This is a genomic window from Saccharothrix carnea (assembly GCF_003014735.1).
Taxonomy (GTDB): Bacteria; Actinomycetota; Actinomycetes; order Mycobacteriales; family Pseudonocardiaceae; genus Actinosynnema; species Actinosynnema carneum.
On the sequence record NZ_PYAX01000008.1, the window covers coordinates 384,122 to 401,942 of the forward strand.

At 70.8% G+C, this 17,821-nt stretch carries 11 protein-coding genes; 5 read left to right on the top strand and 6 right to left on the bottom strand.

Annotated elements, in window-relative coordinates:
• Window positions 1-114: 114 nt before the first annotated feature.
• A complete protein-coding gene (locus B0I31_RS25380; RefSeq protein WP_106617865.1) occupies window positions 115-3,930 on the bottom strand; it encodes a galactose-binding domain-containing protein in 3,816 nt (1,271 codons plus the stop codon).
• A 220-nt stretch (window positions 3,931-4,150) separates the two neighbouring features.
• Window positions 4,151-4,324 carry a hypothetical protein gene (locus tag B0I31_RS40795; RefSeq protein ID WP_181320371.1) on the bottom strand — a complete coding sequence of 58 codons (174 nt, stop codon included), beginning with the start codon at window positions 4,322-4,324 and terminating at the stop codon, window positions 4,151-4,153.
• A 174-nt stretch (window positions 4,325-4,498) separates the two neighbouring features.
• Between B0I31_RS40795 and B0I31_RS25385 the strand changes: the two genes are divergently transcribed.
• Complete coding sequence (locus B0I31_RS25385; RefSeq protein ID WP_146173930.1) at window positions 4,499-6,913, top strand: tetratricopeptide repeat protein; 2,415 nt, start codon at window positions 4,499-4,501, stop codon at window positions 6,911-6,913.
• A 58-nt stretch (window positions 6,914-6,971) separates the two neighbouring features.
• Here B0I31_RS25385 and yjfF read toward each other — a convergent pair whose 3' ends face one another.
• The 4 genes from yjfF to B0I31_RS25405 form a co-directional block, all read right to left on the bottom strand.
• Entirely contained in the window at window positions 6,972-7,922 is a 951-nt protein-coding gene (gene yjfF, locus B0I31_RS25390; protein ID WP_106617948.1) for a galactofuranose ABC transporter, permease protein YjfF, read from the bottom strand.
• An 89-nt stretch (window positions 7,923-8,011) separates the two neighbouring features.
• Window positions 8,012-8,992: an ABC transporter permease gene (locus tag B0I31_RS25395; protein WP_106617867.1), complete on the bottom strand. Its 981-nt coding sequence runs from the start codon at window positions 8,990-8,992 to the stop codon at window positions 8,012-8,014.
• Window positions 8,989-10,500, bottom strand: coding sequence for a sugar ABC transporter ATP-binding protein (locus B0I31_RS25400; RefSeq protein WP_106617949.1), 1,512 nt, complete (start codon window positions 10,498-10,500; stop codon window positions 8,989-8,991). Before B0I31_RS25400 ends, B0I31_RS25395 begins: the two co-directional genes overlap by 4 nt.
• A 112-nt stretch (window positions 10,501-10,612) precedes the next feature.
• A complete protein-coding gene (locus tag B0I31_RS25405) occupies window positions 10,613-11,596 on the bottom strand; it encodes an ABC transporter substrate-binding protein (protein WP_106617868.1) in 984 nt (327 codons plus the stop codon).
• A gap of 485 nt (window positions 11,597-12,081) precedes the next feature.
• On the opposite strand from B0I31_RS25405, the gene B0I31_RS25410 reads away from it, so the two are divergent.
• From B0I31_RS25410 to B0I31_RS25425, 4 genes are all read left to right on the top strand, one after another.
• A complete protein-coding gene (locus B0I31_RS25410) occupies window positions 12,082-14,055 on the top strand; it encodes an immunoglobulin-like domain-containing protein (protein ID WP_342751502.1) in 1,974 nt (657 codons plus the stop codon).
• Window positions 14,056-14,253: 198 nt separating this feature from the next.
• A complete protein-coding gene (locus B0I31_RS25415; RefSeq protein WP_106617950.1) occupies window positions 14,254-15,240 on the top strand; it encodes a LacI family DNA-binding transcriptional regulator in 987 nt (328 codons plus the stop codon).
• Window positions 15,241-15,489: 249 nt separating this feature from the next.
• Window positions 15,490-17,145 (top strand): ribulokinase, encoded by a 1,656-nt coding sequence (gene araB / locus B0I31_RS25420; protein WP_106617870.1) that lies wholly within the window; start codon window positions 15,490-15,492, stop codon window positions 17,143-17,145.
• Window positions 17,146-17,149: 4 nt separating this feature from the next.
• On the top strand, window positions 17,150-17,803 hold the full coding sequence (locus B0I31_RS25425; RefSeq protein WP_106617871.1) for an L-ribulose-5-phosphate 4-epimerase: 654 nt from the start codon (window positions 17,150-17,152) through the stop codon (window positions 17,801-17,803).
• Window positions 17,804-17,821 lie beyond the last annotated feature (18 nt).

The following is a 17,821-nucleotide window of genomic DNA, read 5'->3' on the forward strand; positions in this document are numbered from 1 at the left end:
CCTTGTGCAGGGGGAGGAGAGGTGTGAGAGCGCTCTCGCGGGGAAGCTTCGCAGGTGGTCCAGACCGCGTCAATAGAGGAGGCGCCGCCCCGGGGGACGGGGCGGCGCCCGCTATCAGGGGTTGACGGTGATGGTGAACGTGGACGTCCGGTTGCGGATGTTCTCGTTGTTGTTGCTGAACCGCAGGTTGTTGAACGTGACCGAGCCGACCGCCGGACCCTGGCCCGCCTCCGGCAGCTCGTTCGCCCACACGCCGATACCGGACTTGTGCTCGAACTGGTCACCGCTGAGCCGGGCGCCGGAGATGGAGACGTTCGTCAGCACCGTGTCCTGGATCGGGTTCTCCGGCGCGGACCCGGTGTACTTGGTCTGGAACATGATCCCGGCGTACGTCGGGTCGATGATGTCGACGTCGTTGACCCGGATGCCGCGGAACGGCTTGGAGGCCGAGAACATCCAGATCCCCGGGAACGTCTGCCCGTTCCAGAAGTGCCCGCCGGTGCGCACCAGCGTGATCCCGCTGAACGTCGTCGGCTCCGGCCCGAACCCGTTCATGGGATACCCGAAGTCCAACGAGCTGATGGTGACACCGGAGTAGGTCAACGTGTCCGCGATGTAGATGTTGCGGAACGTGTTGAGGAACCCGCCGTACACCGCCAGCCCCGCCGCGCGCCAGGTCGTCAACGACGACAGGTTCTCGTACACGTTGTTCTTCTCGTCCGCACCACCGGCGTCGATCGCCGAGAACAACGCGAAGCTGTCGTCACCGGTCGAGCGCGCCTCGATGTTGGCCACCCGGTTGTCCGTGCTGCCGTTGGTCATGTTGATGCCATCGGCGAACATGTTGCGGATCCGGGAGTCCTTGATGGTCATGAAGTCGGTGTTCGCGCCCCAGTAGAGGCACACCATGTGCTCGGCCCAGATGTTCTCGATGGTGATGTTCGAGACGTTGGCGAAGTCGAACACCTTGCCCGGGCCGTCGATGCGGGAGACGTAGTTGCCGAAGAACGCGAACCCGCTGAACGTCGAGCCGTTCACCGACTGCTCGGCCCGGAAGCCCGCGTCGGTGTTCTCCTGCGTGGTCGGCACGACGAACTTGGTGAACCACGGTCCCGCGCCGATCACCCGGATCGGCTTGCCGTACACCTGGAACTTCTGCGACGTGGTGTAAGTACCGGCCGGCAGGTACACGCCGAGCAGGTTGCCGCTGGTGTCCATGCGGAACCGGTCCAGCGCGTTCTGCACGTCCTGGTGGCCGAACCCGGTCGGCGTGAGGTACCGGGCCGGGTCGGGGTTGGCCCGCGCCACCGCGTGCTCGAAGTTCACGAAGTCGATGGCGTAGTTCGTGGTGTTGGCCGCGTCCTTCTGCAGCTTGATCTTCGTGCCGGGCGGGAACGTGCCGTTCAGCATCACGCTCGCCTCGTCGTAGATGTGCCGCGGCCCGCCCGCGCCCGGCGAGTTGCCCGGCTGGGCCTCGTTGCCGTAGAGCCAGATGTGCCGCGACGTCAGGTCGACCGCCTTGTGGAACGACCCGTTGACGTAGACGTTCAGCGTGGCGTTGATGCCGCCGCCGCCCACCGAGTCCGGGATGGAGAAGCGGGTGACGAGGGTGTTGGTCGAGCCGGTGGTGGTGAACTCGACCGACGAGCCGGTGCTGTTGAGCGTCACCGCGCGCCGACCGGACGCCTCACCGGCGAGGTCGCCGATGGTGCGGTTCGGGCCGATCTTCTGCGCGCCGCCCGCGGTGACGGCGTCCTCGGCCTCGATGTGCTCCCACGGCACGTTCGCGCCGCGGCCGACGAACAGCGACTGCGTGCTGACGTTGTTCGCCTGGCGTGCCGCGATCTCGTTGGCGTCCACCGCGACCTCGGTGCGCAGCGTGTACTTGCCGTTCGCGGCGGGCCAGGTGCCCAGGGTGACCGGCGGCGCCGACTGGCCCGGTTGGATCGCTCCAGTGTGGCTGCCGGTGAACGTGCGCACGGTCGCGCCCGTGGTGGCGTTGACGAGCGTGAGCGTGACGCCGTGCGCACCGGCGGCCGTGGCGATCGAGCCTTCGTTGCGCAGCACCACGCTGAACGTGGTGTTCTGGCCGTTGGCCGGGTTGTTCGGCGACCAGCTCAGCGCGCCGACCAGGTCCGAGCTGGGCACCGGGGTGACGACGAGCGCGCTCGGGTGCACGCGGGCGTTGTTCGCCTCGTTCTGCTCGACGACCTTCTTCGTCTCGTCCACCTTCGCGGTGTAGGAGTAGGAACCCGAGCCTCGCGGGCCGATGTTCGCCGTGACGGTGGCCGACGCGCCGGCCGCCAGGGTGCCGACCTGCGCCGTGCCCACGGCGTCGTTGCCGAGGAAGAACGTCACGTCGGTCGCGCCGGACGCCGCGGTGCCCGCGTTGCGCACGGTGGCGGACAGGGTGATCGGGTTCGTCTCGACCGGGCTGGTCGGGGTGAACGACGTGGCGGTCACGGTCAGGTCCGGGTTGGGCGCGGCGACGCCGAAGACCTGGAACTCGGCGACCTGGCCGCCGGGCGCGCCGGTGTTGGACGTGATGCGCAGCTGCACGTCCGCGACCCGCCCGGTCAACGGGATGGTGACCGTGTTGCCGGTGGCCGGGTTGAACGCGTAGTCGCGCGCGGCCACCAGGCTGGTGAAGCCGGTGGCGCTCTGCTCGCGGCCCAGCACCTGGATGTTCTGCGTGCGGGCGGCCCACGCCGACGCCGGGTTGAGCTTGAGCACGACCGAGCTGAGGTCGGCGTTCGAGCCGAGCTGCGTGGTCAGCGTGCTCGGGTAGGTCGCGCCTTCCCAGTACGTGTTCACGTCGTCGTCGTTGGCGTTGCCGGCCACGAAGGTGAAGACGTGGGAGCTGGCCGTGATCGGCCTGCCCTTGGCCAGGTTCGCGCCCGTGGCCCCGGCCCGGGTGACGGAGTTGCTCGGCGGCGACTGGTTGCCCGCCGCGTCCTTGGCGATCACGTGGTAGGTGACCGCGAGGCCGTCCGGCTGGGAGTCGGTGTAGGTCAGCACGGTGCCCGCGACGCTCGTGCGCAGCGCGCCGTTGGCGTACACGTCGTACCCGGTGACGCCGGTGTTGTCGGTGGACGCCGACCAGGTCAGCCGGATCTGGCCGGACTGCGGCGAGGTGTGGGCGAGGTTCGTGGGCGCCGAGGGTGCCTGCGTGTCGCCGGTGGTCGGGCCGTGCACCTCGAACTCCGAGACCTGACCGGCGGGCCAGGCCGTGTTGCCGCTGATCAGCAGCCGCACGTACCGCGTGGTGGCGGCGGTGAACTGGATCGTCACGGTGTTGTTCGCGGTCGGGTTGAACGCGTACTGCGCGGACGGCACGAGGTCGCCGAAGTTCTGGCCGTCGGTGCTGTGCTGCACGGCCAACGTCTGCGTGCGCGCGCCCCAGCCCGCTGTCGGCAGCTTGAGCACGACCCGGTCCACCTTGAGCGCCGCGCCCAGGTCGGCCCGCAGCCACTGCGGGAACGCGTTGTTGGCGCTCTCCCAGTAGGTGGCCTGGTTGCCGTCACCGGCGTTGGCCGGCTGGTAGACGTCGGCGTGGCTGCTCGCGGTGTACGTGGCGGCGAGCTGGGCGGCCGCGGCGGCTTCGCGGACGTCGATGTCCTCCACCGGCGCGCCGTCCACGCGCACGTAGCGCACCAGCGTGGGGTCGACGTCGAACGTCTGGCGGTCGCCCTCGCGCGGTGCGGACGGCACGAGGGTGGCGAACCCCTTGCCGTCGAGGCTGGTCTGGACGGAGAACGTGGCCTCGTCGTCAGGCAGTGCGAGGCGGACCTGGTCGATGCGGGTCGGTGCGCCGAGGTCGAGCACCCCGGCGGACGGCGCGGCCTGGGCGGCAGGGGGGCTCAGGGTGAACGCGGTGAGGGACAGGGCGATCAGGGAGGCGGCGAGGCGTGGTCGTGTCGTCGTTGACATCGTCGTGCTGGCCCTTCTCGTTAGGGCATTCCGGGATCTTGTCGCAAAGTTCCGCACAGTTGTCGATTTCTTGCGTAACCGGATCGCAGCGTTGCAGAGCCCTCTCCGGAAAGTCAACGGTCCGCGCCTCGTCGCCCCGACCGTTGCGCCAACCGGCCGAACGCGACGAAGGCCGCCCCGGAAGCGGGGCGGCCTTCGTCGTCGTGCGGCGTAGTGGGTGTCAGGACGCCTTGCGCCGGGCGGCGAGCAGGCCCACCAGGCCCGCGATCGCGAGCGGTGCGCCGACCAGCGGCAGCAACGGGATCCCGGCCACCAGGCCGATGCCGTTCACCAGCACCCCCAGGAGCAGCAGCACCCTCCACACCACCGCACCGTTCCCGTTCTGTCCCGTCACGTCCGCTCCTTCCGCTCGACTGCGGTCGCACGCTAGCCGCGCCGCCGGCCCCGCTGACCGGCCCGCGAGCGTTCACGCAGGTGGGAAGCGGTGCGCAGATCCCCGTTCCGGGCCGCTGCGGGGATCGGGTGCCGGTCGGCGAGCACTAGACTGCGTGATCATCTGGAGGTGGCGGTGAGCGACCCGAAAGCGGCGCTCGCGCAGGCGCTGGCGCGGTTGCGGGAACGGTTACCCGACGTGTCGGACGAGGCGTTGGCCCGGCGGGCGAGCGCGGTCGTGCTGCCGTCCGGCAGGCGGGTGGCGGTGAACGCCCGGCGGCTGGGGGAGTGGGTCGGCGGCCAGTCCGTGCCCCGGGACTTCGACGTGGTGCTGGCGGTGGCCATGGCGACCGGCGGCGTGCCGAAGCTGACCGAGCTGCGCGACCTGTGGCGTGCCGCCCACCGGGACCGCCGCGCCACGCCGAAATCGGGGCGCGTGGTCGTCGGCCGGCCACCGAGCGACGCGGCGGCGTTGCGCGACCGGCCGGACCTGGCCGACGCGATCGACACCGCGTTGCGGGAGCCCGACCTCCGCCAGGTGCTGCTCACCGGACCGGGCGGTGTCGGCAAGTCCCAGCTGGCCACCGCCGCGTTCCACCGCGCCGGCGCCGACGTGCTGGTCTGGGTGGGTGCCCGCACGAGGCAGTCCGTGCTCACCGGCTACGCCCGCGCCTGGCGCGCCCTGGCCAAGGCCGCCGACGCCGACGAGGAGACGCAGGCCGACCTGTTCCTCGCCTGGCTGCGCTCCACCACCACGTCCTGGCTCGTGGTGCTGGACGACGTGCACGACCCGACCGAGCTGTCCGGCCTCTGGCCCGCGGGTGACGGCCGGACCCTGATCACCACGCAACGCCGTGACGCGTCCCTCCTGCGCCCGGACGCCCGGGTGGTCACCGTCGGCATGTTCACCGCGGCCGAGGCCACCGGCTACCTGTCGGCCCGCCTCTCCGTCGACCCGCGCCACGACCCCGCCGACCTGGCCGCCCTCGCCGACGCCCTGGGCCGCTTCCCGCTGGCGCTCTCGCAGGCCGCCGCGTTCCTCATCGACAGCGGCACCGACGTCCCCACCTACCTGGACCTCCTGGCCGACCGCCGCCGGCGCGTGGCCGACCTGTTCCCGCCCACCTCGCCCGCCGACGACCACCACGACACGGTCGCGGGCACCGTCCGGCTGGCCGTGGAACGGGCCGGGGCGCTGGCCGCCGACGCGAGGGACGTGCTCGGCCTGATCTCCGTGCTGGCCCCGGACGGCATCCCCGAGTCACTGCTCGCCGGCCACCTCCCCGCACTGCGCGCGCTGCACCGGCTGAACCTCGTCACCCACCACGGCCGGGTCGAGGCGCACGCCCTCGTCCAACGGGCCGCCCGCGACCTGCTCCCCGACCTGGCCCCACCGGCCGTCAAGGCCGCCGACGCGATCGCACGCGAGTGGTCGACCGCCGACCCGGACACCGCCGCCGCCCTCTACCGCAACGCCGAGGTGCTCCGGACCGTCGCCGGCGAGCACCTGTGGACCGGCGGCATGCACCCCGTCCTGCGCCGCCTGGGCCAGTACCTGGCCGAGGTCGGCCGCCCCGCCGCCGCCCGCGAGGTGGCCGCGGAGCTGCTCGCCCTGGCCACCGATCCGCGTGACGTCATCGCACTGCGCACCCAGGTGGCCAAGGCGATCGGGGACCTCGGCGATCCCCGGACCGCGCTCACCCACTTCACCGAGATCCGCGCCACCGCCGAACGAACCCTCGGCCCCGCCGACGAGGACACCCTCTGGGCACGGTTCCACCAGGCCACCTACCGCCTGGAGACCGGCCTCATCGAGCAGGCCCTCGCCGAGCTGACCTCCCTGATCGACTCCTGCGACCTGCCCGCCGCCCACCCGCTCCGCGTCGTCGCCGAGGACGACCGGGTCCTCTGCCTCGGCCTGTCCGGCGACCTCACCGCCGCCCGTGCCGCCGCGGAGGACCTGGTCGGCACCTTGAGCCGGGAACTCGGCCCGCGCCACAAGCAGACCCTGCGCGCCCTGCTGGGCCTGGGCCGCTGGATCGGCGAGACCGGCGACGCGCCCACCGCCGTGGCCACCTTCCAGCAGGCCGTCGACGGCCTGGAAGCCGTCGCCGGCCGAGGTCACCACGACACGTTCATCGCCCGCCACAACCTCGCCTACTGGCGTGCCGAGGCCGGCGACCTGCCCCGGGCCATCACCGAGTTCGCCACCGCCACGGCCGACGCCGAACGAGCCCTGGGCGAAACCCACCCGACCACCCTGACCTACCGCTCGAACCTGGTGTTCTGGCAGGGGATGGCGGGCGACCCGGAGGCACTGCACGACCTGACCGCGCTGCGCCACGAGGTGGAGCGGACCTTCGGACCCCACCACCCCCGCGCACTGCGGACCAGACAGCAACGAGCCCACCTGCTCCACCGCGCCGGCCACACCGACGAGGCCGTCGAGGAACTGCGCGCGGTCCTCGCGGAGATGTCCGCCGTGCAGGGCGCCAACCACCCGCGCACGAGGGAAGCCGCCGACCTGCTGGCCGGCTGGGAAACCACCTGACAGACGCCGAGGGCCCGGCGGGTGCTCGCCCCGCCGGGCCCTGGGACTCGAAAGTGCTCTACGTCCGCCGCACGATGATCCGCTGCAACGCGATGAACGCCAGCAGCAGCGCACCGATCACGATCTTCGTCCACCACGACGACAGCGTGCCCTCGAACGAGATCAGCGTCTGGATGGTGCCCAGCACCAGCACGCCCACCACCGACCCGATCACGAACCCGACGCCGCCGGACAGCAGGCTGCCGCCCACCACGACCGCCGCGATCGCGTCCAGTTCCATGCCGACCGCGTGCAGGCTGTAGCCGGACAGCATGTAGAGGCTGAACAGCAACCCGCCCAACGCCGAGCAGAACCCGCTGATCACGTACACGCCGATCTTCACCCGCGTGGTCGCCAGGCCCATCAGCCGCGCCGACGTCTCGCTGCCGCCCACGGCGTACACCGTGCGCCCGAACCGGGTCAGGTGCAGCACGTACACCGCCGCCAGCACCGCGACCAGCGCGATCACGACGCCGTAGGTGATGGTCACCCCGCCCGGCAGTTCGATCGAGCCGGTGGCCAGGTCGCGGAAGGTCGGGTCCTTGATGGACACCGACTCGACGCTGATCACGAAGCACAGGCCGCGGGCCAGGAACATGCCCGCCAGGGTCACGATGAACGGCTGCACGCCGAACCGGTGGATCACCCACCCCATCGCCAGCCCCAGCCCGGACCCGGTGGCCAGCACCGTGATCACGACCAGCCAGGCGGGCCACCCGGCTTGCAGCGCGGCGGCGGCGATCATCGTGGACAGCGCGACGACCGATCCGACCGACAGGTCGATGCCGCCGGTGAGGATCACGAACGTCATCCCGACCGCGAGCACGATCAGGAACGCGTTGTCGATGAACAGGTTCGCCATCACCTGCCCGGACGCGAACCCCTCGTAGCGCACCGAGCCGACGCCGAACGTCGCCACGAACACCACGAACGTCGCGATCACCGGCAGGAACCGCTTGGGCACGTTCACCCGGCCACGCGACCGGGCCGACCGCGACGCGGACCCCGGCGACTTCGCGGGCACCGCCCCGACCTCAGGCGCGACCACCACTGTCTCCTTCACGCGGGCACCCCTTGCTTCCCACGAACCCGACCACCGACACGGACCCGGACGGGTGCCTGCATCAGGCACACCGCGATCACCACGACCGCCTTGAACACCAGCGTGATCTCCGGCTTGATGCCGATCGTGTAGACCGTCGTGGTCAACGTCTGGATGATCAACGCGCCGAGCAGGGTGCCGGTCAGCGAGTACCGGCCGCCGGCCAGCGACGTGCCGCCGATGACGACGGCCAGGATCGCGTCCATCTCGATCCACAGGCCGGCGTTGTTGGCGTCCGCCGCGCTCACGTTCGAGCTGATCATCAACCCGGCCACGGCCGCGCACAGCGCCGCGAACACGTACACCGTCCAGATGATCGTGCGCGCCCGCACCCCGGCCAGCCGCGACGCCGACGGGTTGACGCCGACCGACTCGATCAGCAGCCCCAGCGCGGTCCGCCGGGTCACCAGCGCGACCAGCCCGAGCACCGCCAGGCTGATCAGGATCGCGATGGGCAGCACCAGGAACCCGGCGCCCACCTGCCGGTAGACCGGCGAGTCGACCGTGACGATCTGGCCCTCGGTGATCAGCATCGCGATACCGCGACCGGCCGTCATCAGCACCAGCGTGGCGATGATCGGCTGGATGCCCAGCACCGACACCAGGAACCCGTTCCACAGCCCGAGCACCGCGCACAGCGCCAGCGCCAGGCCCATCGCCACCCACGGGTTGCCGCCGGCGGCGATGTGCGTGCACGTCACCGCGCCCGCGATCGCCGCCACCGCGCCGACCGACAGGTCGATGCCCCGGGTCGCGATCACCAGCGTCATGCCCAACGCGATCAGCAGCGTCGGGGCGCCGTTGCGCAGGATGTCGATCAGGCTGCCGTACAGGTGCCCGTCCTGCAGCCGCAGGGAGAAGAACGTCGGCGTCACCACCACGTTCAGGATCAGCAGCGCGACCAGTGCCAGCACCGGCCAGAGCAGTCGGTTCTTCACGACGCCACCGCCTTCTCCACACCGTGGTCGACACCGTGGTCCCCGCCGCCGGCGATGAGCGCCATCACGTCGTCCACGCCCACGTCACCGTCCAACTCGGCCACCTTCTGCCGGTCGCGCATCACCACGACGCGGTCGGACACGCGCACCACCTCCTCCAGTTCGGCGGAGATGAACAGCACCGCCATGCCCTCCGCGGCCAGGTCGGCGACGACCTTCTGGATCTGGGCCTTCGCGCCCACGTCGATGCCGCGGGTCGGCTCGTCCAGGATCAACAGCTTCGGCTGGGTCACCAGCCACCGCGCCAGCAGCACCTTCTGCTGGTTGCCGCCCGACAGGTTGCCCACCGCCCGGTCCGGGTCGGCGGGCCGGATGTCGAGCAGCTCGATGTACTTGGCCACCAGCTCGTCGGCGAGCTTGCGCGGCACCGGCCGCGCCCAGCCGCGCGCCGCCTGCATGGCCAGGATCAGGTTGTCCCGCACGCTCAGGTCGGCCACGATGCCCTCGGCCTTGCGGTCCTCCGAGGAGAACGCGACCCCGGCCTCGATCGCCGCCCGCGGCCCGGTCAGCCGCAGCGGCTTGCCGTTGACCAGGATTCGGCCCGAGTCGGCCTTGTCCGCGCCGAACAGCAACCGCGCCACCTCCGTGCGGCCGGAGCCGAGCAGCCCGGCCAGGCCGACGACCTCACCGGACCGGATCTCCAGGTCGAACGGCGCGACCGAGCCCTTGCGGCCCACCCCCTCGGCGACGAGGAACGCCTGGCCCGGCGTGCCGGAGCGGCGTTCGATCTCCTCCAGCAGGCCCATCTCACGCCCGAGCATCGCCGACACGAGGTCGATCCGGCTCAACGCGGCGGTCGGGTGCTCGGCGACCAGGCGGCCGTTGCGCAGCACCGTGATCCGGTCGGAGATCTCGTAGACCTGCTCCAGGAAGTGCGTCACGAACAGCACCGCGACACCCTCGTCGCGCAGCACCCGGATGATCCGGAACAGCTCCGCGACCTCGTCGGCGTCCAGGCTGGAAGTCGGCTCGTCCAGCACCAGCACCCGCGCGTCCACCGCCACCGCCCGCGCGATCGCGACCAGCTGCTGCACGGCGATCGGGTGGCTCTCCAGCACCGAACCCGGGTCGATGTGCAACCCGATCCGGGCGAGCAGCTCCGCGGCCCGCGCGCGCATCCGCCGGCCGTCGATGCGGCCGAACTTGCGCGGCTCGCGGCCGAGCAGGATGTTCTCCGCCACGGTCAGGTTCGCGCACAGGTTGACCTCTTGGTACACCGTGCTGATCCCGGCGGCCTGCGCCTGCGCGGGAGCGGTGAACGCCACCGGCTCGCCCGCGTAGCGGATCTCGCCCGCCGCGAGCGGGTGCACGCCGGTCAGCGCCTTGATGAGCGTGGACTTGCCCGCTCCGTTCTCGCCCATCAACGCGTGGACCTCGCCGGGGAACAGCCGGAAATCCACCTCCTGCAGGGCTTTGACTCCGGGGAACTCCACCGAGATGCCCCGCATGTCCACGACCGGCACGGTCACCGGACAACTCCCCTCACACGCTGGGCGCGGCCCCCGCCACCACACCCGGAGGGGTGGCGGGGACCGCGGTCTGTGATCACTACCGGCGGTATCAGTACTTGCGGTTGGGCAGCTCGGTCTTGGCCTGCTCGGTGGTGAAGGTGCCCTCCTCGGTCACCACGCGCGGCGGGACCTCCTCGCCCGCGACGACCTTCTTGGCCAGCTCCATCAGCTGCTTGCCCAGCAGCGGGTTGCACTCGACGATGAAGTTGATCTCACCGGCGGCCAGGGCGGTCATGCCGTCCTTCACCGCGTCCACCGTGATGATCTTGATGTCCTTGCCGGGCACCTTGCCCGCGGCCTTGATCGCCTCGATCGCGCCCAGGCCCATGTCGTCGTTGTGCGCGTAGACCACGTCGATCTGCGGCACCGACTTCAGGAACGCCTCCATGACCTGCTTGCCGCCCGACCGCGTGAAGTCACCGGTCTGCGTGGCCACGATCTTCAGGTCCGTGCCCGCGATGGCGTCCTCGAAGCCCTTCTTGCGGTCGATCGCCGGCGCGGCGCCGGTCGTGCCCTGCAGTTCCACGACGTTCTTCGCGCCGCCCGCGTTGGCCTTCAGCCACTCGCCGGCCTTCTTGCCCTCTTCCACGAAGTCCGAGCCGAGGAACGTCTTGTACAGCGACGTGTCGTCCGAGTCGACCGCGCGGTCGGTCAGGATGACCGGGATGTTCGCGCGCTTGGCCTCCAGCAGCACGGCGTCCCAGCCGGTCTCCACCACCGGGCTGAAGGCGATGACGTCCACCTTCTGCTGGATGTAGGACCGGATCGCCTTGATCTGGTTCTCCTGCTTCTGCTGCGCGTCGGAGAACTTCAGGTCGACCCCGGCGGCAGCGGCCTCCTCCTGGATCGACTTGGTGTTGGCGGTGCGCCAGCCGCTCTCGGCACCCACCTGGGCGAAGCCCATCGTGATCTTGCCGTCGTCGTTGGCCTTGGGGGCGCCCGACGAACCCGCGTCCCCGGACCCACCGGAACCGCACGCGGTCAACGCGGCCAACAGGACCGCGGCGGCGGCGGTCGTGATCTTCTTCAACACTGGTCTTCCTCCGTGGGAACCCGAGACACTGACGGGGCGGCGAACCGCGTGACGGTGGTCACCTGGGCCACAAGAGTGAACGCTCACAATCGGCTCGTCAACCCCTCGGAAACGTCAACTTTGCATCCTTGACACGTTTGTTAGCACCGACATATGTTAGCGCTCACTTTGCTGACTGTGACTCAGCACACCCACCACCCCGATGCCTGTACAGCCGCGGTCCCGCGCCGCGCGCCAGACGAGAGCGACGCCCAATGGTCACCCTTCGTCATCGCCCACGCACCCTCGTCGCCTGCCTCGTCGCGGTGGTGGCCGCCGCGACTCTGAGCGCACCACCGGCGTCGGCCGCCGACGGCCTCGTGCTGCACTACCCCCTCACCGAAACCGAAGGTGCCGTCGCAGCCGACACCTCGGGCGGAGGTCGCAACGCAACCGTTATCGGCGACGCCACCCCGGGCGGTGCTGAAGGGCTCCAGTTGGGCGGCGTGAACGGTCACGTCAAACTGCCCGACAACGTCCTGCGGGGACTGACCGAGGTCAGTGTTTCGATTCAGGTGCGCATCGCGCCCGACCAGGCGACTCCGTACTTCGTGTACGGCCTCGGCAACTCCTCGGGCACCGCGGGCAACGGCTACCTGTTCACCACCGGCAACGCCTACCGGTCGTCCATCGCGACCGGCAACTGGTCGACGGAGCAGACCGTCACCGCGGGCCGCGACCTCGCCAGGGGCGTCTGGAAGACGCTGACCTACACGCTCGGCGGCGGCACGGCCGTGCTGTACGAGGACGGCGTCGAGGTCGCCCGCCGCACCGGCGTGACGATCACCCCGGCCCTGATCGGCGGCGGCACGACGACGGCCAACCACATCGGCCGCTCGGTCTACAGCGGCGACCGCCACCTCAAGGGCTCGGTCCGCGACTTCCGCCTCTACGACCGCGCGCTCACCGCGGCCGAGGCGCACGCGCTCGGCTTCGTCGCCGACGACGAGAAGGGCCGACGCGACCTGGCCTCGATCGACCTCGGCGACACCTCCGCCGTCACCGGCGACCTCACCCTGCCGACCACCGGCCCGTACGGCTCCGCGATCACCTGGCGGTCCGGTGACCCGGCGGTCGTGTCCACCACGGGTGCCGTCACCCGTCCCGCACCCGGCAGCGCGTCCGCGACGGTGACGCTCACCGCGACCGCGTTCGGGCAGACCCGCGACTTCGAGGTCACCGTGCGACCGCAGCTCACCGACGACGAGAAGGTCGCCGAAGCCGACGCCGCGCTGGTCGTCTGGGACGAGGACGACATCCGCGGCAACATCACCCTGCCCGCCACGGGCCCGCACGGCACCACGATCACGTGGAAGAGCAACAAGCCCGAGGTCGTCACGCCCACCGGCGAGGTCACGCGGCCCGCGTTCGGCGAGAAGCCGGTGAAGGTGCAGCTCACCGCCGAGATCCGGGCGGGCGAGGAGGCCACCCGCAAGAAGTTCAAGGTCACCGTCACGCCGCGGCCCGAGCAGCAGGCCTACGAGGGCTACCTGTTCGGCTACTTCACCGGCGAGGGTTCGGCCACCGGCGAACAGGTCCACTTCGCCGCCAGCCGCGGTGACGACGCGCTCAAGTGGGACGAGCTGAACCAGGGCAACCCGGTGCTCACGTCGTCCTCGGGTGACAAGGGTGTGCGCGACCCGTTCATCATCCGGTCGCCGGAGGGCGACAAGTTCTACCTCATCGCCACCGACCTCAAGATGCACGGAAACGGCAACTGGGACCTGGTGCAGCGCAAGGGCAGCCGTTACATCGAGGTGTGGGAGTCCACCGACCTCGTCGACTGGGGGCAACAGCGGCACGTGCTCGTCTCGCCGGAGACGGCGGGCAACACGTGGGCGCCCGAGGCGTACTACGACGAGTCGATCGGCGCGTACGTGGTGTTCTGGGCCTCGAAGCTCTACGCCGAGGACGACCCGGACCACGCGGGCAACACCTACAACAAGATGCTGTACGCGACCACGCGCGACTTCCGCACGTTCAGCGAGCCGCAGGTGTGGGTCGACCCGGGCTACTCGGTGATCGACTCGACCGTGATCAAGCACGGCGACGAGTACTACCGGTTCACCAAGGACGAGCGGAACAACACGTCCACCACGCCGTGCAGCAAGTTCATCCTCGCCGAGAAGTCGACGCAGCTGCGGGACACGTCGTACGACTTCGTCGCCGACTGCATCGGCAAGGGCTCCATCCGCCAGGGTGAGGGGCCGACGGTGTTCAAGTCCAACACCGAGGACCGCTGGTACCTGTTCATCGACGAGTTCGGCGGCCGCGGCTACGTGCCGTTCGAGACGACCGACCTCGCGTCCGGCCGGTGGACCCTGGCCACCGGTTACGAGCTGCCCAGCCGACCCCGGCACGGCACCGTGCTGCCGGTGACCAAGGCCGAGCTGGACCGCGTGCGGGCGGCGTTCCCGTGACGGCGGCGCCCGCCGCGCGACATTCCGGGTGGTCGGACCGCGTCCCTGCGCTGGTGGGAACGGTCCCTGGTGGACAATGGGTCTTGAGCACCTCAGCGGTGATCAGGGTGTGTTATCGCTAACATCGAGTTCGCAGGCTGCAGTGTCGACAGGGGAGATGGGGCGGTAGTGGAGCACAAGACCTCGCGCGATCCCGCGATGACGGACGTCGCCCGGCTCGCCGGGGTCTCGCACCAGACGGTGTCGAGGGTGCTCAACGGGCACCCGAACGTCCGGGAGCAGACCCGGCTGCGGGTGCGCGCGGCCATCGCGGAGTTGGGCTACCGGCCCAACAAGGCGGCCCGGGCGCTGGTGACCGGCCGGTCCCAGCTGATCGGGGTGGTGGCGCAGAACTCGACGCTCTACGGCCCCGCGTCGCTGCTGGCCGCGTTCGAGGCGGCGGCGGCCGAGGCCGGGTTCGCGGTGAGCGTCGGCCGGGTCAACGTGCTGGACCGCAACTCCATCTCCGACGCCGTGGAACGCCACCGCGACCAGCGGGTCGCCGGGATAGTGGTCATCGCGCCGACCGCGTCGGCCAACGACGCGGTCGGCGACGTGTCCGCCGGCATCCCGCTGGTGACCGTGGACGGCGACCCGGAGCGCTCCACCCCGCTGGTGACGGTCGACCAGGCGGCGGGCGCGTTCGCGGCGACCACCCACCTGCTCGAAGCGGGCCACCGCACGGTGTGGCACGTGTCCGGCCCGTCCGACTGGTTCGACAGCCTCGGCCGCATAAGGGGTTGGCGGTCGGCGCTGGAGACGGCGGGCCTGGAGGTGCCGCCGGTCGTGCCCGCGGACTGGAGCGCGGCCTCGGGCTACCGGGCCGGTCAGATGCTGGCCCGCATGCCGGAGGTCACCGCGATCTTCGCGGCGAACGACCACCTGGCGCTCGGCATCCTGCGCGCGATGAGCGAGCGCGGCCGCCGCGTGCCGCACGACGTGAGCATCGTGGGCTTCGACGACGTGCCGGAGGCGGCCTACTTCATCCCGCCGCTGACGACCATCAGGCCCGACTTCCACGCGGTCGCCAAGGAGACGCTGGAACTGCTGCTGGCCCAGGTCGGCGACGGCGACGTGGGCGCCCCGCAGCGCAACGTCCCGCCGGCCCTGGTGAAGCGGGACAGCGTCGCGCCGCCCGCGGCCTGACGACGGGCACGTGGCACAGCGCCGTGCCGCCTCCCGCGCCGGGGCCGTCGAAGGACCCCGCAACATTTTCGTGCCGTCTCCGCGCATCTGCGGTCCCGCGCACGCCCCGAAGACGCCTAGGCTAGGTGTGCGACCGCGAGGTGCGCGCACGCCGCTGAACACCAGGTTTTGTGCACGCTCACTAACGACTTAAGACCACGTTGCGGGCAGGTCTTGACGCCGTGAATGTTAGCGATAACACTGCTCACCATGGCGAGCGATCCATTGGTGGTGGGTGTCGACTTCGGCACGTTGTCCGGCCGCGCGGTGGTCGTGCGGGTGCGCGACGGCCTCGAACTCGGCACCGCGGTGCACGACTACCGGCACGGGGTGCTGGACCGGGCCCTGCCGGACGGGCGCCCGTTGCCCCCGGACTGGGCGTTGCAGGTGCCGCAGGACTACGTCGACGTGCTCAGGCACGCGGTGCCCGCGGCCCTCGCCGACGCCGGGGTCGACCCGGCCGACGTGATCGGCATCGGCACCGACTTCACCGCGTGCACGATGGTCCCGGTCAAGTCCGACGGCACGCCGCTCAACGAGCTGCCCGAGTTCGCCGACAACCCGCACGCGTACGTGAAGCTGTGGAAGCACCACGCGGCCCAGCCGCAGGCCGACCGGATCAACCACCTGGCCGCGCAGCGCGGTGAGGGCTGGCTGCCCCGCTACGGCGGCCTGATCTCCTCGGAGTGGGAGTTCGCCAAGGGCCTGCAGCTGCTGGAGGAGGCCCCCGAGGTCTACGCGGCGATGGACCACTGGGTCGAGGCCGCCGACTGGATCGTCTGGCAGCTGGCCGGCACCTACGTGCGCAACGCGTGCACCGCCGGCTACAAGGGCATCTACCAGGACGGCTACCCGTCCGCGGACTTCCTGTCCGCGCTCAACCCCGACTTCGCCGACTTCGTCTCCGACAAGCTGGAGCACCAGCTCGGCCAGCTCGGCGACCGGGCGGGCGGGCTCACCGAGCAGGCCGCCGGGTGGACCGGTCTCAGGCCCGGCATCGCGGTCGCGGTCGGCAACGTCGACGCGCACGTCACCGCGCCCGCCGCCCGCGCCGTGGAGCCCGGCCAGATGGTCGCGATCATGGGCACCTCCACGTGCCACGTGATGAACGCCGACGTGCTGGCCGACGTGCCGGGCATGTGCGGCGTGGTGGACGGCGGCATCGTGCCGGGCCTGTGGGGCTACGAGTCCGGGCAGAGCGGCGTGGGCGACATCTTCGCCTGGTTCGTCGAGCACAACGTGCCGCCGGAGTACCACGAGCAGGCCAAGGCGCGCGGCATCACGGTGCACGAGCTGCTGACCGAGCTGGCCGCGCAGCAGCGCATCGGCGAGCACGGCCTGATCGCGCTGGACTGGCACAGCGGCAACCGCTCGGTGCTGGTCGACCACGAGCTGTCGGGCGTGATCGTCGGCCAGACGCTGGCCACCCGCGCCGAGGACACCTACCGGGCGCTGCTGGAGGCCACGGCCTACGGCACGCGGGTGGTCGTGGACTCCTACACCGACGCGGGCATCCCGGTCACCGAGCTGGTGATCGCGGGCGGCCTGCTGCGCAACCCGCTGCTGATGCAGATCTACGCCGACGTGACCAACCTGCCGCTGTCGGTGATCGGCTCGGAGCAGGGTCCCGCGCTCGGCTCGGCGATGCACGCGGCCGTGGCGGCGGACGCCTACGCCGACATCCACGCGGCCGCGCAGGCGATGGGCTCGGTCAAGCGGGGCGTGTACCTGCCGATCCCGGCCAACGTCGAGGCCTACGAGCGGATGTTCGTGGAGTACCAGGAGCTGCACGACTACTTCGGCCGCGGCGCCAACGAGGTCATGCACCGGCTGAAGGCGCGTCGCCGCGCCGCCAAGGGGGAGTAGTCCGGTGTCCGTCATCCAAGACCTCCGCCGCACGGTCGCCGACCTGCACCGCGAGCTGACCCGCTACGAGCTGGTGATCTGGACCGCGGGCAACGTCTCGGCGCGCGTGCCCGGCCAGGACCTGATGGTCATCAAGCCGTCCGGGGTGTCGTACGACCAGCTCACCCCCGAGGCCATGGTCGTCACCGACCTGCACGGCAACCTGGTGGAGGGCGACTACTCGCCGTCCTCCGACACCGCCGCGCACGCCTACGTGTACCGGCACATGCCCGAGGTGAACGGCGTGGTGCACACGCACTCTCCGTACGCCACGGCGTGGGCCGCGCGCGGCGAGCCGATCCCGTGCGTGCTCACGATGATCGCCGACGAGTTCGGCGGCGAGATCCCCGTGGGCCCGTTCGCGCTCATCGGTGACGACTCGATCGGCCAGGGCATCGTGGAGACGTTGCGCGACAGCCGGTCCCCGGCCGTGCTGATGCGCAACCACGGCCCGTTCACGATCGGCAAGGACGCGCGGGCGGCGGTGAAGGCCGCCGTGATGCTGGAGGACGTGGCCCGCACCGTCCACTTCGCACACCAGCTCGGCACGCCGAAGCCGATCGAGCAGCACCACGTCGACAGCCTGTACGCCCGTTACCAGAACGTCTACGGGCAATGAGCCCACGAGGGGAGACCC

What these genes read in the sequence shown, in the direction of transcription:
- B0I31_RS25415 (WP_106617950.1), top strand. Translation starts at nt 14,254, where the DNA reads ATGACGGACGTCGCCCGGCTCGCCGGGGTCTCGCACCAGACGGTGTCG.
- B0I31_RS25400 (WP_106617949.1), bottom strand. Translation starts at nt 10,500, where the DNA reads ATGCGGGGCATCTCGGTGGAGTTCCCCGGAGTCAAAGCCCTGCAGGAG.
- araB (WP_106617870.1), top strand. Translation starts at nt 15,490, where the DNA reads ATGGCGAGCGATCCATTGGTGGTGGGTGTCGACTTCGGCACGTTGTCC.
- B0I31_RS25380 (WP_106617865.1), bottom strand. Translation starts at nt 3,930, where the DNA reads ATGTCAACGACGACACGACCACGCCTCGCCGCCTCCCTGATCGCCCTG.